Here is a 19,840-nt window from a genome sequence, read left to right as displayed (position 1 = left end):
AATTCCGCTATTGATGCTTTGGACGGCTCCTCCACGGGCACGAGAGTGCCAAGGAGTGGGCGTCGCTTGAAGCTCCCACGATTCGGAGGAGCAGCCTATGCAGTCAATTTCAACGATTGGTCTGGATATCGCGAAGTCGGTCTTTCAAGTGCATGGCGTCGATGCGGCCGGCCAGGTGGTCATACGCCGTCAGCTCAAGCGCCGTTTCGTGCTGTCCTTCTTTGAGAAGTTGCCGCCGTGCCTGGTGGGAATCGAGGCTTGCGCGTCATCCCATTATTAGTCCCGCGAGCCGCGGGCGTCGGGGCATACGGTGCAATTGATGCCTCCGGCCTATGTGAAGCCCTACGTCAAGCGGCAGAAGAACGACAGCACCGACGCGGAGGCGATTTGCGAGGCGGTCACGAGACCCAACATGCGGTTCGTGCCGATCAAAACGATCGAGCAACAGAGCTGTCTGATGCTTCATCGCGTGCGCCATCTCTTCATTCGCCAGCAGACTGCCGTCATCAACTCAATCCGCGCTTATCTGGCCGAGTTCGGGATCGTCGCCCCCGTCGGGCGCAGGGGTGTCGAACAGCTGTTGGAAGTCGTCGCCGATCCAGCTGAACGCCGCCTCCCGGAGGTGGCCCGTGCGTGTCTTGCGGCTCTCGGCAGTCAGTTGCCGGCACTGAAGGCTCAGATCCTGGAGTTCGACCGGCGCATTATCGCCTGGCATCGATCAAGCGCGACGAGCAAGCGACTGGATGCGATCCCTGGCGTCGGTCCAGCGCTGGCAACAGCGCTAGTCGCGAGCGTTGCCGATGCCAATGCCTTCCGATCGGGACGCGACTTCTCGGCCTGGGTTGGGCTCGTACCGAAGCGGAACTCCAGTGGGGGCAAGGACAGGCTTGGCAGTATCAGCAAGCAAGGCGATCGCTATTTGCGCAGCCTGTTCACAGCTGGTGCGCTCGCCGTGATCCGCTATGCCAAGATCCATGGCACGAGCCATCGGCCCTGGCTCACCGCGTTGTTGGCGCGGCGCCCCACCAAGGTCGCTGCCATCGCACTCGCCAATAACCTCGCCAGGATGGCATGGGCGATGATGGCCAGGAACGAACGCTAAGGAACCCGCCGCTCTTACGGCGTGAACGAGATCACAGCCGGTCATCCGGGTGTGACGTAACGGTTGGAAGGGCGAACAGCACTAATGCAGCGCCGGTCGATCCGGCGATCAGGACAACCCACTAGGGCCACAGCATCGTCGAATGCGTGCTATTGACCGGGACCTGATCCGCGGAGGGCATTATGGCCAGCGGTCACGTGAACCGCGCTAACAGGCCGAACACATGGCTGCTCCGACCAATGCTGCAAAGTGAAGATTCTTCTTGCCAACCCGGAGCCGTCCACACATGGCCCTTAGCGTCAGTTATCGCGTCGCAGCGCCACGTCTGGAGTCGGGGGTAGATCGGAAGTGACCGGCGCACGGCCACAGCGACGCTCCTGACCCGGAACGGACATTCTGAGTGTTGAAAGTCGCGCCCAAGAGTTTCGCTAACTCGGCGGGTTGCAGGTATCAGCGCTGAGAATGGCAATCGGCCTGACGCACAGTGTCTTCGTTCCATTCAATGAAGCCATCGGCATTCTTCGAAGGTGCGCGAAACATTTTCGCATCCCTGTAACTTGAGTTAATCGTGGGGCCTAATCGAAAGGTCGCGATATGGAACCGACCAGCAGAATATCGGACCACATCGATCATCAGACTGCCCGGTCGATCTGTGACGAGGTGGGTGACAGATTGCAACAGAACTTATCTCTCGGAGCCTCGCCTCTGCCGCCGTACCTCGAACGTCTAGTCGATGAATTGCGCAAACAGGAGCGTCATCCAATTGATGGCGTCGCAGCGCCCGCTAACCGTTTCCTTCATGCGACGCGACGGGTAGTCGCGGCCGTCTGAGCGCATAAAGAAGAAGCCGTCGCCGCGCTCAACCCGGCGGCAGCTTTTCCGCTAATCTGTTGCTGAGGCATTCCAGGCTTGGCCGCGCCGGACGCTATCAGGACGCGCTTGGTCAGTGAACGGTCAAGCCGCGCTGCTTCCCCCTGTTGGCCCATCAGCGAAGTGGCGAACCGTCCTATTGAGGTCCGCTTCGTGGGTGGAAGTGGGGTAGTTTTGCTCGGGCCGAGTTCTTCGCACTTTGACCCATAGCGGACATCTCTGCCTCGCGAGACCCGCACTGCGTGACAGTCGTGCCACCAATGGTGGAGCAGTTAAGGCCAAGGTTTTAAGCTATGCCATGCGCGGCTGCCGTCTCTCGCGCCGCTTTCTCCTGTGCGAGAGTTGCTTCCAGCCGCGAGATGTTTTCCTGGAGACGCTGGTTGTTTTCCAGCAGACGCTGACTGGTGAGGAGGAGGATGACGGTGAGAACGGCACTCCGCGTTCGTTCACATATCCGAGCTTGGCAAGCTCCTCAGCGACATCGCGCAAAGAGCGTTGGCCTCCCTTTGGTGCTCGGCGTCTGAGCCGCCGCGATTCCTTCACCAGCTGGGGATCAATCTCATCACCCGTGATAGGTCAGTGCTGTCGGTCAGGTCGTCTCCGTTCGACGTCAGCACGCGGACACCTCGATTGATCAACGCCAGAATTCCAAGCTCTTGGGTCATGAGCTCACGGGCAAAGCGGCTGGCGTCCTCGACGATGACGGTTCTGACCCCCGTTGCTCTCAATTCGATCCAGCAGGGCGGTGAAGCCCGCCCGGCTCTCGATGGGATCAGCTCCCGATACAGCCGCGTCATTGAACTCGCCCACCAATACGAACCCGGCACGTTTGGCAAAACCTTCGATGGCGGCCCGCTGCCGCTTGTCGCTGTCTTTATCGGCCCCGACGTTGGCTGCGGAGGAGGTTCGTATGTAGGCGACTGCGGTCAGTTTTGCCTTCATTACCATAGACATGCCCCCGGGGATGTACGGAATTCTTGAGAAAGCGCTGCGGCGGTTTGGCGGCGCTTCGCCTCCACCAAGGCAGGGTTTTGAGACGGGCAGGGGCCCATCCAGGGCACGTCGGCGGAACGGGGCTCCCCCAATCCGCGGGAGCTATCCCACTGAGTTTTTAGGAGATTCAGCCTGCTCATCCAAAAGCAATCTGAATAGCTACGGTGACAAGCTACAGGTGGCTGCTTTTGCGCCTGGTCGCCGGCCTGCAAAAGCACACGCACACGTAAGGCCAATGCCGCTGGTCGAGCCGGTCACGATCGCCGATTTGCCTTTCAGAATAGCATCTCAATCGGTTGTTCTGTATGTTGGGTTGAGCCTCACGATGTGCTCGGTTCGGGAACTGCGGTCAGGTGACCAGACTTTGTTCTGCGGCCCGCACCACAGGTCGGCTTGGTCTTTGCAGATAGTCATGGGCCACCCTGCCCAAGCCGAGCGTGAGATCTGCGCGGATGTGGATGGCCGAGACGATCTCCAGGACGGGGAGGTCGGCCACCGGCGCCAGGGCATGAGGCGTCAGGGAGAGAGCCGCGGGTCCGGTCCAGGCACCCTTCAGCGCAATCTGCTCGAGGTGGTATTCGACGAGCTCTAAGATGCGCGGGCTACCGTCGACATGGGGAATGATCTTGAGCAGGAAGTTCGGCTCATTGAGCCCTGCCTTGACCTGGCCAAGATCGGCTTCGCGGTGCTTGTAACCCATCGTTCCCGTTGCAACCCGCAGTGGGCCATAGTCGAGCGTGCCGATCAGCGTGTCGATCTCGGTCCGCAATGTCGGCTGGGCGAGCTTTTTCGGAAAGCCCCATAACTCGCGCCCACCAGCGATGGGCCCCTCATCGTTGAGGAACATGCAGTGGGTGTAACCGCCCTTGCGTCCACGGAAGGAGACTGGGATGACTTGGCCGCTTTCGGTATAGTCGCCAAAGCCATTCGAATCCGGCATGCGGATGAATTCATATTTGACGAGCGCTTCGCGTGCATCTAGCTCCAGCGGTTCGGGCACCACAGCGCGCAGCTTTGCCGGATCGGTGCGATAGGTGATGATCAAATATTCGCGGTCCACAAACCGATACGGTCCTGGCGGATAGGACGGACTGGTCAGCGGCATCGCAAAGGCGCATTTTCGTACTTCACTCTCACGCATTTGGGTTCTCCTTGCGGCCGGCATGGCCGGCCTGCCTATTCGCGACCGTCGTTATCGAGGTCGAATGTGAAGACGCCATCCGCACTAGCAGGGCGGGTGAGTACCTCGGGATGGCGTAGCGTGCGCAGCGCATCGTGATAACCGGCGCGCCAATGGTCCTGCATCGAAAGCCGAGAGAATTCGTAGTCCTTGGAGTGGCCTTCGTGGTTCCGCGCTCGATAGATCAGGTGAACGATGTTGTAGACGTTGTGGGAAACCGCCGTGCTGAGGAGCTTCACGTCCTCATGGCCCTGTAGGTCTTTCGGCAGCCGTCCCAGCAGGTCGGCGAGCGCACGGCGGAGGCGCTGTACCCTCTTGAATTGGTCGGTGCTTGCGCGCGTGCGGCTCGAATATTGAACCTCCTTCTGACGTGTGACGACCTCGGCCATGTTGCTTGGAAGCTGACCTTTCGCGCTCCAGAGGTCGACCTGAAACGCCAGCATGTCCTGGGGCGCACCCCAGTCGATCACCCATTGCAGCGGCGTATTGGACACCAGGCCGCCGTCCCAGTAGTGCTCGCCCTCGATCTCCACCGCGGGAAAGCCAGGCGGCAGCGCGCCGCTCGCCATGATGTGCTCCGGTCCGATGGTATGGGTGCTATTGTCGAAATAGACGAAATTCCCCGTTCTTACATTGACCGCGCCCGCACTGAAGCGCGTGATTCCCCCGTTGAGGCGGTCGAAGTCGATCAGGCGCTCCAGAGTGCTCTTCAACCCGCTGGTGTCGTAGAAGCTGGTCGCCTCGGTCGTTCCACCCGCGTGCAACCAGGGCGGAAGGGGGCGCGCGGAGAAAAATCCGTTTGCGCCGCATGTCGCGGCAAGGCCCGCGCTCATCTGATTGAGGACATTGCGCGCATTGTCGCTACGCCTATCGAGAAGTGGATTTCCGGACCAATCCCAGGGCGCAGTTGAAGTCACTTGCGTCCAGAAATCGCGGAGCCGGTCAACACGGGACTCGAGCGGGTTGCCGGCGATAATCGCCGCATTGATCGCGCCGATCGAAATGCCGGCGACCCAATCCGGATGGATGCCGGCTTCGGCCAAGGCTTCGTAGACGCCCGCTTGGTAGGCCCCCAGAGCGCCGCCGCCTTGCAAGAGCAGGGCGATGCAATCGAATGGTATCCGCCGTTGGGTGGTCGGCAGGTGTAGTCGGGGCTGGAAGTTCATGACTTGGCGTGTCTCTCTGGTGTGTGATGATCGAAGCTAACGTTGTGCGAAAGAGTGGAGGACGCTCTAATAACAAACTACACAGTATAGTTTAAATATCGCGCGACGATCAAGCAACTCACGAGATCGTGCTTCAGCGGCGGAACGGCACGTCCGCGCCTAGTGCTGAGTTGACCGCTGTCCGACCTTGGGCGGCTCGAGCGTCACTTCCTTTAGGCGGTCGCCGCTGGCGACGACGACCACGAAGTTGATTTTGCCATCCTGCTTCACCAGTCCACCGGCAAGCGCGTTTCCCGCCGCGGCTTTCTCAGCGACCTGGACCGCTTCCGACAGTTCCTGCTTGATCCACTTCAGGGCGATGATGTTGGCGAGATCAGCTCGATCAAGCTCCTTGAGCGATGAAGCGATTTCCGCTTGCGATACCCTTCCGGTGTTCGCGTCTATGACATTCTCGAAGACTCGCTCATTCTTGACCGTACGGACGCGATAGACCGGCTGGTCAGATGTCTCGAAGCTGATGTCCGCAGTCCTCGAGCCGTCATGCAGGCGCTCCGCAATTGCCATTGCATGGCCGAGTGGTACCTTCGTGGTGCTGAATTGTTCGAGCACGCGGCGAATAGCTGCTTCGTCGGCATTGCCCTGCGCGGCCGCGCTTTGCTGGTCAGCATCGGCCGGGGCCTGCGTGACATCGGCCGTAGCTCCCGTGCCAGCGAGGGCGGCGGAACAAACGATCAGGGCAAGCAAGTGCTTCTTGGACATCGCGTCAATCCTGTGGTTTTCATCCAAAACATGAGCAGTGACCTAGTTGGGAACGGGAGCGCCCGGGTAAGGACAGCGCTAGCGGCTAAATGGTATGCAGCCGCCGAAGCTGGTATCGAAGCTCGGATGCTGAGCGGATCGCCGCAGCCTTCGGGGCGGTGCCTGCGCGAGCTTGCGCTGTCGTGCCGCAACGTCGCGTGGCCTTGTGGCTCCGCTTGCTTGAACGTGAACGGGGGACTGCAACCTCGCCAGGCTTTCGCGAAGGCGCAGATCAGTCGTTGGCGCTTGGCTACTGTCACCGACACCCATAGCGGCGTTGGCGACCTCAGGCTCCAGCAGCTGCGATGGAGCCACAGCGATATCGTGTTCAGGGGGCATCGGGAGCAGTCCGAACCCGCTGGTGTCGATGATGACCGCTTCCGGTCCTTTCAGCTCTGTGTGGATGCGGATCGGCGGCAGCGCGGAATGCGAGTCCGTGAGCCGGCTCGGCAATGGTGCGGGCAGCCCCCAATCGGCGGCCAGAAGCAGCAGGAGCAGCGCTCCTCCAACCGACAGAAAATAGGCCCGCAACGGAAGCTCGGGTTCGACAAGACTGTTCGCGTGTCTCGACAGCACAGAGTTCCTGCTCACGGCAGCCGGCTCCTGGACATGGACTGATTTCGTCTCACCGTCAGATGCCCCAGGGGCGGGGATGCCGGCGCGCCGAGCTCGGCATCGAGATAGCCGCGCTCGTCGATCCAGTCGGCCGGGCAATAGGCCATCGCCTTTGGGTTGATCAGGTGCCCGTCGCGCTCGAGGGCCGTTCGCGTGCCCGTGAGTCCGGTCCACACTGAAGCGCCGGTGGCCGGCTCCACGTGCATGATGTCGAACACTTCGATGAAGTTGAGCATGTCGTAATTCCAGGAGTCTCAGGCCGCGGGCCGGGAAGGGGGCTCGACCCCTTCAAACGCGACGCCTCTGCGGACGAGTTCGGATTCGATCATGTCGAACATGCATTCGACCGGCGCGAGCCAGACGTTGACCCAATAGATGATGAAATCGCGAGCGAGCAGCAGTGCCGGGGTCATGCGAAGCCCCGTCGGTTGGTGGCATGCCGCATCGGCGCCAGCTCGCGATCGGCGAGCGCGTGCGCCCAGGCGAGCACCGAAATCGTGACACCCAGCAGCAGGCTTACGCCCACGAGCGACACGGCCACGATCAGATTCAGCGACGCGACCGCAATACCGGGCCAGGGATTTTCCCGCGCGAGCGCCACGAACAGGGTTGACATCTTCGATCTCCGAAATAAACTACACCGTATATTTCATATACAGCGTGGTTCACGAAGCCTGTCAAGAGCAGAGACTCACGAGCGCGTATTCGTACTGATCGGACGACGGGGACTTCGGAATGAGGCCAGGAACTCCCTTTCGTAAGCAGATGGCTTCAACTTCAGAAAGGATTCGTTATGTTCAAGAACCGGCTAATGCTTGCAGTCTTGGTGTTCGTTTCGTTCGGTGGCGGGGTTGCCTTCGCACAGGAGAACCGCGGCACAGCAGAGCAGAGGGCGGCATGCGCGCCTGATGCATTTCGTCTGTGCGCCGGCTACATCCCTGACCCCACCAATGTGGAAGCCTGTCTCAGGCAAAGAAAGTCGGACCTGCGCGATGCTTGCAGAGCCGTCTTCGAGAACTCCGCGGCCGCGGCTTCGGTGAGAACCATCGGATCGCTTCGCTATCGCGGCGCAAAAGATGGGGAATGACCGCATGAACACGATCTATGCTCCCGCTTTCGCTGCGTTCGGGGGCTCGGCCTTCGGAGCCATTTCCACAATCGTGACGGGATGGGTGACCCGTCGTCGCAGGGTCCGTGAGCGCCATCATGCCCACACGGTCTCGAAGCGTGAAAAGCTGTACCGATGCTTCATCGAGGAGGCGTCCCGGCTTTACGCGGACGCGCTGACCAGCGACAAATCCGAGATCCCGGCGCTGGTGAACTTGTATGCGCTTGTCGGGCGAATGCGGATTCTGTCCGACGATGAGGTGGTCCACGCCGCGGAGCGGGCAGGCCGACTGATCATCGAAACCTACCTTTCGCCGAACACGTCGTTCGTCGACCTGCCGGGCTTCTTGGAAGAGATGGACCCGTTGCGTGAATTCGGCGAAGCCTGCCGGCGTGAAATGCACACGATTCACTCGCGTTGAGGCCGAATATGCTAAAGGCACTGACTCCCCGTCGGGGTGGATCGTCGTGCACTCGTGGACGAATTGTGCAGGCTGCAATCCGCTTGTACCGCGAGATCGGGTACCGGAAGACCACGGTTGCCGACGTCGCTCGCGACGCATCAATGTCGCCTGCAAATCTCTATCGGTTTTATCCCTCCCGCCGAGCGCTCGAAGAGGCCGTCGTGACCGAGCTGCTCGAGGGGGTGTCGGCGGCGGCTGCAAGCGCAGCGCGAGGCGAGCGCTCGGGCCTGGAGCGGCTGAATGCGGTCTTTAGGGCGATCTCCCGGATCCATGAAGATAGGCTGGCAAACCATGTCCGATTGCACGAACTGGTGGTCGCCGCAGGACAAGCAGACTGGCCGGCCAGCCTGTCCCATGCGGATCGGCTTCGCGGTGTCGTGCAGTCGGTCATCGCGGCCGGGCAGGCCGGTGGCGAATTTCGAGCCGGGAGCCCGATGGCGCTGGCCTGCTGCCTGCTCGTCGCGATGGATGCATACCTCAATCCGTCCCGCATCAAGACGACCGCTGTTCGGCCGGGCTTCAACGAGATGATGAGTTTTTGCGCGGGGGCGCTTGGCAACGCAGCGTCTGTTAACGCGGCGTCGTTTCAAGTGACCAGCATCGGGGCCGATTTGCGTTACAAGTCCGTCTGTCGAACCTGACGCGCGGCGATCGCCGGCTCACGGCGTCCAGTCTGCCTCGCAGGCCGCAAGGAAAAAGCCGACCCGTTCGCGCACGAAAGAGGGCAGCTCCCGTCTCAGCTCCTTTGGTGTCTCTCCCACCAACGAGCGAAATAGCATCGGCAGCAGGATCAGATCCAGGAAGATCTGAGCGGTGGCAAGGCTTCGCTTTCCAGTGAAAGGGCCTTTTGGTGCGCGCGCCAGCTTCTGCGTGGCTTCATTCAAGAGTTGGGAAACGGCGTTGACGGAGCGATCGCGCGCGGCATCGTGGACGTTGCGGCTCAACTCGGGGAAACGCTGCGCTTCGGCGATCGTGGCGCGGACCATGCCCATCGATTCTTCGATGACCTTCTCGACGACGGCGGTGCCGAGGCTCGAGAGCTTGTCCTGAAGGGTGCGGCCCTCGGGCTCGAAGCCATCGAAGTCCGTCAGGCCGCTGATGGTGCGGGCCACGACCGCTGCGAACAGTGCCTCCTTCCCGGGAAAATGCGCATAGATGGTTGGCTTGCTCGCCGGCGCCAGCTCGGCGATGTCATCGATACTGGCACTACGGTAGCCCTTCTCGAGAAAAAGCTGCTGGGCTGCATCAAGGATCCGGACCTGAACGTCACCGGCGAGATCCTTGGGCGGTCTGCCCCGTTTCGGGGTGTTTTTCTTCGTCATGCGTCGGTCTCCCAATCACGAGCCTGTGGGCGCGCAGATCGCACTTGACATGCCCGGTGGGAAAAGGCAATAAAAAGAAAATATACGGTATAGTTTCATTTGTCCGTTGCCTGGACCTCGTAGGACCGGCGACGGCCTTCCGGATGGTCGGGGCCCGCAAAAGTGCGCGTTGGCCCCGATCATCAAGACCACCTCAGGAGATCACAGTGACGATGTTGAGCCCGGACCCGCACCGCCCACAAGACGGCGTCCTGCTGCGTGAACTGCATCACAGGGTCGATAAAGGGATCGCCTCGGCGATCGATCTGGTCTCGGCCGCGGTCGTGCGGGCCGATGGGGCGGAAGCCAAGGCCGCCTTGAGCGATGTCGTCGAGCTGCTGCACGGACACGCCGAGCTGCATCGTGCGCTCGCAATGCCCCGGGGCGAAGCCCTCAATGACGCCGCGACTTACATTCGCAGACTGGGCTGCGCCCTGCGCGAGTCGCTGTTGGATCGAATGGGGATCCGGCTGGCATTGACCACTGAATCTCTCCCGCTTCAATCGGAGCGGTGCTGGCGGCTTGGCCTGATCGTCCATGACCTCATCGTAAACGCAGCGAGGCATGGGTGTTTCGACGCGCGCCCCGGCGAAATCAAAGTCAAGCTGGCGCGCATCGGCGCGGTGGCGAACTGCGTCGTGCTGGATAACGGCTCGCGGTCCGCGCGGGCGGCCCCGGGCCGGGAGCTCCAGATCAGCAGTGACCTTGCCAAGGGGCTCGGGGGACGGATCGAGCATGGCTTCGCCGCCGAGTTCACATCTGTCGTTCTCTCGTTTCACTTGAGCGAGCGGGAGCAACGGGCGAGCTGGTCGATGGCGACGCGCCGCATCAGGTCGCCGCGCCCGCTGAGAGCCAGGTCGTCCGTGACACCCGGCTCGAGCTCCGGCCTCTCGGATCAGGTCGGACGCCAGGCCGCAATCGAAGCGGATCCAAACTTGTTGCGAGCACGTCCGAACGAACCGGCCCCGCTTTGCAAGGGCTCGGACATCCTTGGCGAGCTGCTGTCACCCTCTCACCGCATGGACGCGCTATGAAACCGCGCTATTCGAACCGCACCAAGATCGATCGAACCGAGCGGATGTTGAGGCCTCTCGCCGGCTTGGCGCTCGCCCTTGTCGCAGCCGCGCTCAGCGGCTGCAACGATCACACAGGTGCTCCATCCGCGCGCGCCGCGTTCGTGCGCACGGAGGTCGTCCAGCCGAAGGACCGGCAGGCTTCGATCACCCTGACTGGCGAGGTGCAGCCCCGCTTCCGCGCCGATCTGTCGTTCCGTGTCAGCGGACGTGTGATCGCGCGCTATGTCGATGTCGGGACCCACGTCAAGGCCGGCGAAGTGCTGGCCCTTCTCGATCCCGCCGAGCAGGAGGCAGATGTCGATGCTGCGACCGCTGCTGTCCTCGCCGCGGAATCCCAGCTGCGTGTGGCGAAAGCGACTTTCGAGCGGCAGAAGGCGTTGATCGCGAGCGGCTTCACCACGCGCACGGCCTACGACCAGGCGCAGGAAGGATTGCGGACCGCGGAAGGCGCGCTCGAAGCCTCAGGAGCACTGCTCGGAACGGCAAAGGACGTTCTTGGCTATACGGCGCTGCGAGCGGAAGCGGACGGCGTCGTCACCGCACGCAGTCTGGAAACCGGTCAAGTCGTACAGGCTGCGCAACCCGTATTTTCGCTGGCGCAGGATGGGGAGCGGGACGCCGTCTTTGACGTCTATGAGTCCATTTTCCTCGGCAATGCCGACGACCGCAGCGTTTCGTTGGCGCTGGTCTCCGATGCGGGCGTGACCGCAAGCGGCCACGTTCGGGAGGTCTCGCCGGCGGTCGACGCCAAGAGTTCAACCATTCGGGTCAAAGTAGCGATCGAGGACCCGCCTGCCGCAATGACGCTTGGAAGCCCCATCGCAGGGTCCGTGAAAGTAAAGGCTCAGCGGCAAATCGCATTGCCGTGGCGTGCATTGATGGCCGCGGGCACCAGGCCAGCGGTCTGGACCGTCGACCCGGCTACGCGGACAGCTTCGCTGAAGCCGGTAACAGTCGGTGGCTACGAGGCCGGAGAAGTATTGATCAAGGCAGGTCTCGAGCCGGGCGAGCGCGTCATCGTCGATGGCGGCAAGCTTTTGAGCGTGGGTCAGCCCGTGACTTATGAAGGAGATCTCTCATGACCAACCGCGCAATGATTGTGGCGGCCCCGCTTGCATGCGCGCTCGCACTTGCCGGATGTCAGCAGGAGACAATGGCGCCGGAGCCCGTGCGGCCCGTCCAATCGGTGCTTCTCGAAGCGGACCACGCCGACGATGCGGTTGCGGTGGGCGTTGTCGAGCCGCGCTACAAAACCAATATTGGTTTCCGGGTGCTGGGACGTCTGACCGCGCGCCCGGTCTATGTCGGCGATCTCGTGAATGAAGGACAGACGGTCGGCATCATTGACCAGACGGCCCTGGAGCTCGCCGTTCGCTCGGCCAAAGGGGAGCTTGCCAAAGCAGAGGCGCAGTTCGCGACCGTCAGAGCGACGGAGGAGCGGCAGCGAACGCTCATCACCACCGACGCGACCACAAAGCAGACGCTGGACAACGCCGAGCAGGCGCGGGCCGGCGCCGAAGCAACGGTGGCGCATGCACAGGCAAACCTGACCAAGGCGATCGAGCAGCTCGGTTATTCGCAGATCAAGGCCGATTTCGCCGGTGTGGTCACCGCAGTCGGCGCGGAAATCGGACAGGTGGCGTCCCCGGGCCAGAGCGTCGTGACGATCGCAAGACCGGATGTGCGCGAAGCCGTCGTCGATATCGGACAGGACTTTCCGGTTCCGCTGGAGGTCGGCCTGCCGTTCACGGTCAGCCTACAGATCGCGCCCGCCGTTCAGGTGCAAGGCAGCATTCGCGAGATCGCGCCACAAGCCGATCCGGTAACGCGCTTGCGGCGGGTCCGCATTGCGCTCAGCAACCCGCTTGAAGGCTTCCGCCTCGGCGCGACCGTCACCGCGAAACTTGACAAGGGCCAAGCCCGGATATTGCGGCTGCCCGCCTCGGCGGTGCTCGTCAAAGACGGCGCGAATTTCGTCTGGACGGTCGATCAGCACGACAGCACGGCTTCATTGCAAAAAATCGATGTGATCGCTGACCAGGTGGGCGCGCGCGTGACCGGCGGCCTCACTCTCGGCACACGTGTCGTCACAGCCGGAATCCACAGCCTTAAGCAAGGACAGCGAGTCCGCATTGAACAGGATGAGAAGCCATGAAGTCGTTCAACCTCTCCAATTGGGCGCTCGGCCATCGCTCGCTCGTCTGGTATTTTATGATCGCCTTCATGGCGGCGGGCCTTTTCGCCTATCTCCAGCTTGGGCGGCAGGAAGACCCCGACTTCACCATCAAGACCATGGTGATCCAGGCGCAGTGGCCGGGTGCCTCGCCTGAAGAGATGACGCGCCAGGTCACAGACCGGATCGAGAAGAAGCTCGAGGAGCTGGAATCGCTCGACTACACCAAGAGCGTGACGGTTGCGGGCCAGACCACAGTTTTCGTGTATTTGCGCGACAGCACCAAGGCTGCCGACGTCAAGCCGACCTGGATCCGAGTCCGCAACATGATCGCGGATATCAAGGGCGACTTCCCGCAAGGGGTGATTGGGCCGGGCTTCAACGACCGCTTCGGCGACGTGTTCGGCAACATCTATGCGTTCACCAGCGACGGCTTGAGCCAACGTCAGTTGCGCGACCAAGTGGAGGACATCCGTGCCAAAGTCCTGACCGTGCCCGATATTGGCAAGGTCGACATCCTGGGCGCGCAGGACGAGGTCATTTATCTCGAATTCTCCACCCGCAAGATCGCGGCCCTTGGTCTTGACGTCCACTCCATCATGAATTCCTTGCAGGGGCAGAATGCAGTCGCCCCATCGGGCGTATTTCAGGAGGGGCCCGAGCGGATCAGCGTTCGGGTGAACGGACAGTTCACGTCCGAAGCAAGCCTGAAAGCAGTTAATCTGCGCATCAACGATCGCTTTTTTCCTCTGACCGACGTCGCAACCATCACGCGCGGTTATGCTGATCCGGCCAAGACCTTGTTCAGGTACAACGGGGAGCCGGCGATTGCGCTTGCCATTGGCATGAAGTCCGGCGCAAATCTGCTGCACTTCGGCGAGGCGCTGAAGGCGGAGATGTCGAGAATTATTGCCGACTTGCCGGTCGGCGTTGGCGTTCACCTCGTCGCCGATCAGCCCATCGTTGTTGAGCACGCTGTGTCTGGCTTCACCGAGGCGCTCTTTGAGGCCGTGATCATAGTTCTCGGCATCAGCTTTCTCAGCCTGGGCATGCGCGCCGGACTTGTCGTCGCAATCGCGATTCCGCTGGTTCTCGCCATCACGTTTGTCGTGATGGCATATGCAGGCATTTCGCTTCAGCGAATTTCGCTTGGCGCCCTGATCATCGCGTTGGGGCTCCTGGTCGATGACGCAATGATCGCCGTTGAAATGATGGTGGCGCGGCTCGAGGTCGGCGATCCCGTGGAAAGGGCGGCAACCCACGTCTATACCTCGACCGCCTTTCCCATGCTGACGGGCACGCTGGTAACCGTCGCTGGCTTTATTCCCATCGGGCTCAATAGCAGCAGTGCGGGCGAATTTACCTTCACGCTGTTCGTTGTCATCGCCGTCTCGCTGATCGTCTCCTGGATCGTCGCGGTGCTGTTCACGCCGTTGCTCGGCGTCACCATCCTGCCCGCCAAGATGAAGGGCAATCATGGGGAGAAAGGCCGCGTGGCGCAGCTGTTTGCGCGTCTGCTTCTGTTCTGCATGCATCACCGCTGGATGACCATATCGGTGACGGTTGCGGCCTTCCTGCTCGCCTTGTTCGGCATGCAGTTCGTGCAGCAGCAGTTCTTTCCGTCCTCGGATCGTGCTGAGCTCGTGATCGACTGGAATTTGCCGCAGAACGCTTCCATTGCCGATACCAATGCGCAGATGGCGCGGTTCGAGCGAGAACAGCTTCTGGGCAATGATTCGGTCGATCACTGGTCGACCTATGTCGGCACCGGCTCGCCGCGCTTCGTCCTTTCCTTCGACGTGCAAACCGCCAACACCTGGTTCGGTCAGCAGGTGATCGTGACCAAGGGCGGCATCAAGGCGCGCGATCAGGTCAAGGCACAGTTCGAGGACTACCTGAAGAAGACGTTCCCCGGGACCGACACCTACGTCAAGCTGCTCGAGGTCGGCCCCCCGGTGGGGCGCCCTGTGCAGTACCGATTGAGTGGGCCTGATACCGCGAAGGTGCGAGATCTGTCGCAGAAGCTCGCCGGCATCGTGCGGACCAACCCCGATCTCGGCAATGTCGTGTTCGACTGGATGGAGCCGGCCCGCGTCGTCAAGGTCGACGTTCTCCAAGACAAGGTGCGCCAGCTTGGCGTCACATCGGAAGACATCGCCACGACCTTGAACTCCGTGCTCGAGGGCACGCCGATCACCCAGGTGCGCGACAGCATCTATCTCGTCAATATCACGGGACGTGCGACCGCGCCGGAGCGGGCTTCCATCGACACCCTGCGCGATCTGCAATTGACCGGGCTCGGCGGTCAATCCGTGCCGCTCGGTGCCGTGGCCAATTTGCGTTACGAGCTCGAGCAGCCGACGATCTGGCGACGCGCGCGGATCCCCACCATCACGTTGAAGGCCGGCATCGTTGGCAACGCGCAGCCCAAGACGATCGTGGATCAGCTCGCTCCAAAAGTCGCAAAGTTCACCAAGGAGCTGCCAGCCGGCTATTCGGTGAAGCTCGGCGGCTCCGTCGAGGAGAGCGCCAAGAGCCAGGCGCCGATCGTGGCTGTCGTTCCGCTCATGCTGTTCGTCATGGCCACGGTGCTGATGATCCAGTTGCAGAGCTTCCATCGCTTGTTTCTGGTGTTCGCGGTCGCGCCGCTCGCCGTGATCGGCGTCGTCATGGCCCTGCTGCCGAGCGGTGCCGCGCTTGGCTTCGTCGCCATCCTCGGGGTGCTCGCCCTGATCGGCATCCTAATTCGAAACTCCGTGATCCTCATCGTCCAGATCGAGGATCTCCAGAAGGAGGGGCGTCCGGCGTGGGAGGCCGTCGTAGAGGCGACCGAGCATCGCATGCGGCCGATCCTTTTGACGGCGGCCGCCGCAAGTCTCGCGCTGATTCCAATCGCGCGCGAGATCTTCTGGGGGCCGATGGCCTACGCTATGATGGGCGGCATCATCGTCGGCACATTGCTGACGCTGCTGTTCCTGCCCGCGCTGTATGTGGCTTGGTTCCGGATTCACCCTGATCACAACGAGAACTCATCCACGCATGAGCCCGCCGTGCCTGCGCACGACTCGCCAGCCACGGAGGCGATCTCCGTATCCAAGCCGGTGCCCGTCCTCGTAACTCAGTTTTAGCAAGAGCAAGACCATGTCCCGCAAGATACTGATGATGCTGTCGATCCCCGTGACGCTCGCAACCGTTGTCTCCCACTGTAGCGTTCGCGCCGTTTCCTCCGCCGTCCCCCATGGCCGGGCGCTCGCCGATTGCGGCCGGCGGGCTGACTCCGCTGGCAACCGGAGGTCCTGCGGCTTTCGCGGAGCGTCCTCCAATAGGCCCTGGCGGTGCAACCCGTGTTGGCCTTAGCGGCCCGGCATCTCTTCTAGGTGAGAGACCTGCGCCGCGCGGTGCTCTCGCCGCGGCTAGGCGTCCCGGCTCCGCTGGTCGCAGAGGCCCAGCGGTGGCGAGTGTGGTTCGCGGCACATCGGTTACTTACAACCGCTTTGGGGACGACGGCCGCTACGGCGGATACCGATACGGCCATGGCGCCGCCTATGCCACAGGTGCCTATGCTGCCGCAGCCACTGCCGGCTACGTCTATGGCCGTTCGCGCGACCGCTATAACTCCGACAGCGGCTGCAATCCACGGATCACCGCTCCTCCAAACTGGAGCAACCAAGGCGCTGAAACCCCAGCGATTTTAGTCGATCCTTATGAAGCATGCGCGAGTAGCTACGGTGACAAGCTACAAACAATTGGCCCAAACGTGCGCAACCGCCGACAGAAGGTAACACTTTAAGATCGGCGGCACGCGGGTGCGGCGGGGAGTTCATTTGCCCGGCGCACTCGCGAATGTGATAAAGCGACTTGTTCCACGAAACCGTGATGGGATGTGCATTGCGGGTGCACGCCTGCAAGGAATCGCCTCAGGGCTTCGCGGCCGGTTGTTCAAGGGCGTCCGACGAGCAACGGCAGGACGTCTGCGCCGCCTGCCATGAGGGGATTCGACGGCTCGAAATGTTCCCGCAATTCTCGCTTCCGGACGAGTGAGCGCGCATCCAGAAACGCATCCTTCAGATTAACGGCTTTCCGGAGCGCGATGTTGAAAAATGCGTCGCCGAAATAGGTCCACTTGGCCTTGTCCTGACAGCCGAACGACGGATGGTTGGCATCGGCCGCGGTGATGACCAGCACATCGGGATTCGCCAGGCGCGGGATAAAGACCCCGGAATAACAAGCCGAGATGACAACCACCTTGTGTCGCACACCTGTCTTCGCGAGCATGTTGCTGAGACGAGATGGCGTGAGCGTCTCTGTGTGCCGCCCCGCCTTGATTGCGAGGCCGTCTGGAGAGCCATGCGAGGTGAGAATCAAAAAGAGAACGTCTTTCTCAGCATCCAGGCGGTTGGCTGCCGCCTGCAACGACCTGGTCAGCGCTTCGATCGTTGCATTTCCGCCCTTCTTGGAATTGTACTCCACATTGATCGATCCAGTCCGAAAACGGCCAGCTACGACCTGAGCTGCACCGGTCGCCTCGGATCTAAACACGCCTTGATCCCCGAACAGGCCAAAGGACACCACGCCAACCTTTCCAGCGTCCTCAACAGCATGTACCGACGAAACTAACGGCCAGATGGTCAGAAAAAAAGCGACGAGCGGCGCACCGAGCCTGATCGAGGACCTGGAGGTCATAGCGAACCTCGTTTCGAGATCGCCGCGAGAGAACTACCGCTCAACACAAATAGTGAAAACCCAGTGTAGTTCCATTCTTCGGAACGGACACGCATGAGCCCGGAAATGCGAAGTAGCGGCACCTCCGATTGAGGTCCGCTTAGTGGGTCGGAGCGGACCAGGTTTGCTAACGCTAGGTTCTTCGCATTTTGACCCAACGCGGACATTACCCCGGAGATCTTGCGGCAATGATAGCCGCGGAATCTTTGCGTGCTGCGCGGGACACAAGGACGTTATCGCCGCGCGCAGCAACTACACAAGAAAGTTGTGCGCGCAACTCTATCGGTGGGTCTATTTAGTTATTTGCGCTGTTTTTTGATCACCCGCTCGGACCCGATCGGCCACGTCAGTGACGAAGCGATGCGGAGGTGCTCGCAGCCGTTGCTTTTCCTTTTGAAGGCCCGACTCTGGTAACGAAGGATTCGAAATATGAAAGGAGAGGGGACCTCGATGTCGAGCCCGTTGCGAGTCGGCTTGGTCGGCGCATCGAAGATCGCGATTCGCTCGGTGCTTGCGCCGGCGCGCGTCCTTCCTGGGATCGAAGTGGTTGCGATTTCCGCGCGCGATCCTGGCCGGGCGGAGGCCTATGCTGCCGAGCATGGCATCGGCCGCGTCTATGCGAGTTATGCCGAGATGCTTCGTGATTCCGCGATCGATCTGGCCTATGTCGGCACCACGCCGAACGTCCATGCCGAGCAGGCGTTGGGCGCGGTCGAAGCTGGCAAACCGGTTCTCGTCGAAAAGCCGTTCGCAATGAACGCCGACGAGGCGCAACGCGTGTTCGAGGCGGCGCATGCTGCGGGCGTGCCGGTGTTCGAGGGAATGCATTCGCTGCATCACCGGCTCTGGGCGCGGGTGATGGAGGTGATCGAAGGCGGCATGATCGGCGCCGTCCGCCATGTCGAAGCCGAGTTCAGCGCCTTCATTGCCAAGGAGGGTAATTTCCGCTGGGACGCGCAGTCGGGCGGCGGCGTGCTGCGCGATCTCGGCGGCTACCCGCTCGCCTGGGTGCGGCGTGTCTGCGGCGATGCCTTCCGGGTGACGCAGGCCGAGCTTGAATTCGAGGAGGGCGTAGGCGCCCGATTTTCGACCGAGCTGATGTTCAAGAGCGGGGTGAGTGCGGCGGTCCGCGGTTCGATGATCGCGACGCCGGCGCGGGTGCGCCTGATCGTGGAAGGCGAGCGCGGCCGGCTCGACGTCACCAACCCGCTCGCACCGCAGCTCGGCCATTTGCTGCAGCTCAACGTGGACGGCAAGGAGCGCACCGAGACCCTCGAAGGCCCCAGCACCTTTGAGGCGCAGCTTACGGCGGTACGCGCCACCCTGCAGGAGGGCAAGCCGTTCCCGCTGCCCGCCGACAGCTATGTCCGATCGATGGAGGCGATCGATCGCGTCCGCGCCGTCTTAGCCGAGCGCTATGGCGCGCCGGGCGCGCTCGCCTGAAAGTTATGTTCGGCCGCGTTGCCTTCGGAATTTTATCGTGGCGCTGATTTGGTCATTTGCGCTGTACTTTAACTCTGCAAGATTCGACTGCAGCTCGGAGGAATGGCGTCGCCGGAACGTCCACCCAGGATGCGCCGGGAGCGCGTGAAAGCTCGGGCATTGGAGTTGGAGATGGAATTACCAGCCGAAGAAGACGGTCGATTACCCTAATCGGGCCTGCTATTTGCCGTGACGGCAAGGCAAATGATTTAGGCGGAAAATCCGGTGTGGGGAGGGCGGGCACGCGGGCCAACCATGGGTTTGTGGTCCCAAAAGCCCGCCGACTGCGTCGAGCAATGTCCGAGTTCGAGGGCAAAGCGGAAATCATATGCTCGTACTGAGTTCTTCTCAGTTTGACCCGTACCGGACGTCGGGCCGAACTCTGGACGATTCGTTCGTAATCGATCTCAATGTTGCGCCCGCAGTTTGTGTCTGACGAACGGTCCTCCGCCCGGCTCCCGCGACGCGCGCGGCAAACATGTCCGCCTCCGGACAAGATGAAATCGCAAACAGAAGGCTAACGAGCTGTCCGTCAATGTCAGCATCACTGACGTACGCACGAACGCCTGGTCGCAAACCGCATTCGATGGTTGTCCTGCTTGATCTGAATCAAAAGCGGGCTCTCCCGAGAATTGGAGGTTGGCTTTCCGTGCGTCAGGCAAAAAGCGTGACAGCACTGCAACCGGAGAGTGACCATGTTTGACTGCATTCTCAAGAACAGGCCGCGAGCT

At 61.5% G+C, this 19,840-nt stretch carries 18 protein-coding genes and 1 pseudogene; 10 read left to right on the top strand and 9 right to left on the bottom strand.

The window, feature by feature from the left end; genetic code table 11:
* Positions 1–97 precede the first annotated feature (97 nt).
* Positions 98–1,102 (top strand): annotated as a pseudogene (locus AB7245_RS23120) (IS110 family transposase).
* A 1,539-nt stretch (positions 1,103–2,641) separates the two neighbouring features.
* Here the strand turns inward: AB7245_RS23120 and AB7245_RS23115 are convergent.
* From AB7245_RS23115 to AB7245_RS23085, 7 genes are all read right to left on the bottom strand, one after another.
* Positions 2,642–2,920, bottom strand: coding sequence for a recombinase family protein (locus tag AB7245_RS23115; RefSeq protein ID WP_439035021.1), 279 nt, complete (start codon positions 2,918–2,920; stop codon positions 2,642–2,644).
* A gap of 394 nt (positions 2,921–3,314) precedes the next feature.
* The gene (locus tag AB7245_RS23110; protein WP_354133855.1) at positions 3,315–4,106 is read right to left on the bottom strand and encodes an acetoacetate decarboxylase; all 792 of its coding nucleotides are present in this window, start codon (positions 4,104–4,106) and stop codon (positions 3,315–3,317) included.
* A 35-nt stretch (positions 4,107–4,141) separates the two neighbouring features.
* Positions 4,142–5,311 carry a DUF3734 domain-containing protein gene (locus AB7245_RS23105; RefSeq protein ID WP_439035020.1) on the bottom strand — a complete coding sequence of 390 codons (1,170 nt, stop codon included), beginning with the start codon at positions 5,309–5,311 and terminating at the stop codon, positions 4,142–4,144.
* A 159-nt stretch (positions 5,312–5,470) separates the two neighbouring features.
* On the bottom strand, positions 5,471–6,070 hold the full coding sequence (locus AB7245_RS23100; RefSeq protein WP_354133853.1) for a PepSY domain-containing protein: 600 nt from the start codon (positions 6,068–6,070) through the stop codon (positions 5,471–5,473).
* A 626-nt stretch (positions 6,071–6,696) separates the two neighbouring features.
* Positions 6,697–6,960 (bottom strand): hypothetical protein, encoded by a 264-nt coding sequence (locus AB7245_RS23095; protein ID WP_354133852.1) that lies wholly within the window; start codon positions 6,958–6,960, stop codon positions 6,697–6,699.
* An 18-nt stretch (positions 6,961–6,978) separates the two neighbouring features.
* Positions 6,979–7,137 carry a hypothetical protein gene (locus tag AB7245_RS23090; protein WP_354133851.1) on the bottom strand — a complete coding sequence of 53 codons (159 nt, stop codon included), beginning with the start codon at positions 7,135–7,137 and terminating at the stop codon, positions 6,979–6,981.
* Positions 7,134–7,340 (bottom strand): hypothetical protein, encoded by a 207-nt coding sequence (locus AB7245_RS23085; protein WP_354133850.1) that lies wholly within the window; start codon positions 7,338–7,340, stop codon positions 7,134–7,136. Before AB7245_RS23085 ends, AB7245_RS23090 begins: the two co-directional genes overlap by 4 nt.
* 177 nt (positions 7,341–7,517) lie before the next feature.
* On the opposite strand from AB7245_RS23085, the gene AB7245_RS23080 reads away from it, so the two are divergent.
* The 3 genes from AB7245_RS23080 to AB7245_RS23070 are packed head-to-tail and all read left to right on the top strand — an operon-like array spanning position 7,518 to position 8,936.
* A complete protein-coding gene (locus AB7245_RS23080) occupies positions 7,518–7,811 on the top strand; it encodes a hypothetical protein (protein ID WP_354133849.1) in 294 nt (97 codons plus the stop codon).
* Positions 7,812–7,815: 4 nt separating this feature from the next.
* Positions 7,816–8,253, top strand: coding sequence for a hypothetical protein (locus AB7245_RS23075; protein WP_354133848.1), 438 nt, complete (start codon positions 7,816–7,818; stop codon positions 8,251–8,253).
* An 8-nt stretch (positions 8,254–8,261) separates the two neighbouring features.
* Positions 8,262–8,936 carry a TetR/AcrR family transcriptional regulator gene (locus AB7245_RS23070; protein WP_439035019.1) on the top strand — a complete coding sequence of 225 codons (675 nt, stop codon included), beginning with the start codon at positions 8,262–8,264 and terminating at the stop codon, positions 8,934–8,936.
* An 18-nt stretch (positions 8,937–8,954) separates the two neighbouring features.
* Here the strand turns inward: AB7245_RS23070 and AB7245_RS23065 are convergent, their stop codons facing one another.
* Positions 8,955–9,617 (bottom strand): TetR/AcrR family transcriptional regulator, encoded by a 663-nt coding sequence (locus tag AB7245_RS23065; RefSeq protein WP_354133846.1) that lies wholly within the window; start codon positions 9,615–9,617, stop codon positions 8,955–8,957.
* A gap of 212 nt (positions 9,618–9,829) precedes the next feature.
* Here AB7245_RS23065 and AB7245_RS23060 point away from each other — a divergent pair, with 212 nt between their 5' ends.
* The 5 genes from AB7245_RS23060 to AB7245_RS23040 all read left to right on the top strand — a co-directional run bounded on the left by AB7245_RS23060 (position 9,830) and on the right by AB7245_RS23040 (position 16,695).
* Positions 9,830–10,690 (top strand): sensor histidine kinase, encoded by an 861-nt coding sequence (locus AB7245_RS23060; protein WP_354133871.1) that lies wholly within the window; start codon positions 9,830–9,832, stop codon positions 10,688–10,690.
* Positions 10,687–11,814, top strand: a complete 1,128-nt coding sequence (locus tag AB7245_RS23055; protein WP_439035018.1) for an efflux RND transporter periplasmic adaptor subunit — start codon at positions 10,687–10,689, stop codon at positions 11,812–11,814. The genes AB7245_RS23060 and AB7245_RS23055 overlap by 4 nt, the downstream gene beginning before the upstream one ends.
* Complete coding sequence (locus tag AB7245_RS23050; RefSeq protein WP_354133844.1) at positions 11,811–12,887, top strand: efflux RND transporter periplasmic adaptor subunit; 1,077 nt, start codon at positions 11,811–11,813, stop codon at positions 12,885–12,887. The genes AB7245_RS23055 and AB7245_RS23050 overlap by 4 nt, the downstream gene beginning before the upstream one ends.
* Complete coding sequence (locus AB7245_RS23045) at positions 12,884–16,033, top strand: efflux RND transporter permease subunit (RefSeq protein ID WP_354133843.1); 3,150 nt, start codon at positions 12,884–12,886, stop codon at positions 16,031–16,033. The genes AB7245_RS23050 and AB7245_RS23045 overlap by 4 nt, the downstream gene beginning before the upstream one ends.
* A 332-nt stretch (positions 16,034–16,365) precedes the next feature.
* On the top strand, positions 16,366–16,695 hold the full coding sequence (locus tag AB7245_RS23040; RefSeq protein ID WP_439035017.1) for a hypothetical protein: 330 nt from the start codon (positions 16,366–16,368) through the stop codon (positions 16,693–16,695).
* Between the two features lie 149 nt (positions 16,696–16,844).
* On the opposite strand, the gene AB7245_RS23035 is transcribed toward AB7245_RS23040, so the two are convergent.
* Positions 16,845–17,588 (bottom strand): C13 family peptidase, encoded by a 744-nt coding sequence (locus tag AB7245_RS23035; RefSeq protein ID WP_354133841.1) that lies wholly within the window; start codon positions 17,586–17,588, stop codon positions 16,845–16,847.
* Between the two features lie 489 nt (positions 17,589–18,077).
* Between AB7245_RS23035 and AB7245_RS23030 the strand changes: the two genes are divergently transcribed.
* A complete protein-coding gene (locus AB7245_RS23030) occupies positions 18,078–19,070 on the top strand; it encodes a Gfo/Idh/MocA family protein (RefSeq protein ID WP_439035016.1) in 993 nt (330 codons plus the stop codon).
* Positions 19,071–19,840: the final 770 nt, after the last annotated feature.

Origin of the sequence: Bradyrhizobium sp. 604_D8_N2_3, from assembly GCF_051810765.1 — a bacterium.
Classification (GTDB): Bacteria; Pseudomonadota; Alphaproteobacteria; order Rhizobiales; family Xanthobacteraceae; genus Bradyrhizobium; species Bradyrhizobium barranii.
This window is presented reverse-complemented; position numbering and strand designations above follow the sequence as displayed.

What these genes read in the sequence shown, in the direction of transcription:
- AB7245_RS23075 (WP_354133848.1), top strand. Translation starts at nt 7,816, where the DNA reads ATGAACACGATCTATGCTCCCGCTTTCGCTGCGTTCGGGGGCTCGGCC.
- AB7245_RS23035 (WP_354133841.1), bottom strand. Translation starts at nt 17,588, where the DNA reads ATGACCTCCAGGTCCTCGATCAGGCTCGGTGCGCCGCTCGTCGCTTTT.
- AB7245_RS23115 (WP_439035021.1), bottom strand. Translation starts at nt 2,920, where the DNA reads ATGGTAATGAAGGCAAAACTGACCGCAGTCGCCTACATACGAACCTCC.
- AB7245_RS23090 (WP_354133851.1), bottom strand. Translation starts at nt 7,137, where the DNA reads ATGACCCCGGCACTGCTGCTCGCTCGCGATTTCATCATCTATTGGGTC.
- AB7245_RS23045 (WP_354133843.1), top strand. Translation starts at nt 12,884, where the DNA reads ATGAAGTCGTTCAACCTCTCCAATTGGGCGCTCGGCCATCGCTCGCTC.
- AB7245_RS23095 (WP_354133852.1), bottom strand. Translation starts at nt 6,960, where the DNA reads ATGCTCAACTTCATCGAAGTGTTCGACATCATGCACGTGGAGCCGGCC.
- AB7245_RS23085 (WP_354133850.1), bottom strand. Translation starts at nt 7,340, where the DNA reads ATGTCAACCCTGTTCGTGGCGCTCGCGCGGGAAAATCCCTGGCCCGGT.
- AB7245_RS23105 (WP_439035020.1), bottom strand. Translation starts at nt 5,311, where the DNA reads ATGAACTTCCAGCCCCGACTACACCTGCCGACCACCCAACGGCGGATA.
- AB7245_RS23030 (WP_439035016.1), top strand. Translation starts at nt 18,078, where the DNA reads ATGTCGAGCCCGTTGCGAGTCGGCTTGGTCGGCGCATCGAAGATCGCG.
- AB7245_RS23065 (WP_354133846.1), bottom strand. Translation starts at nt 9,617, where the DNA reads ATGACGAAGAAAAACACCCCGAAACGGGGCAGACCGCCCAAGGATCTC.
- AB7245_RS23070 (WP_439035019.1), top strand. Translation starts at nt 8,262, where the DNA reads ATGCTAAAGGCACTGACTCCCCGTCGGGGTGGATCGTCGTGCACTCGT.
- AB7245_RS23080 (WP_354133849.1), top strand. Translation starts at nt 7,518, where the DNA reads ATGTTCAAGAACCGGCTAATGCTTGCAGTCTTGGTGTTCGTTTCGTTC.
- AB7245_RS23055 (WP_439035018.1), top strand. Translation starts at nt 10,687, where the DNA reads ATGAAACCGCGCTATTCGAACCGCACCAAGATCGATCGAACCGAGCGG.
- AB7245_RS23100 (WP_354133853.1), bottom strand. Translation starts at nt 6,070, where the DNA reads ATGTCCAAGAAGCACTTGCTTGCCCTGATCGTTTGTTCCGCCGCCCTC.
- AB7245_RS23060 (WP_354133871.1), top strand. Translation starts at nt 9,830, where the DNA reads ATGTTGAGCCCGGACCCGCACCGCCCACAAGACGGCGTCCTGCTGCGT.
- AB7245_RS23050 (WP_354133844.1), top strand. Translation starts at nt 11,811, where the DNA reads ATGACCAACCGCGCAATGATTGTGGCGGCCCCGCTTGCATGCGCGCTC.
- AB7245_RS23110 (WP_354133855.1), bottom strand. Translation starts at nt 4,106, where the DNA reads ATGCGTGAGAGTGAAGTACGAAAATGCGCCTTTGCGATGCCGCTGACC.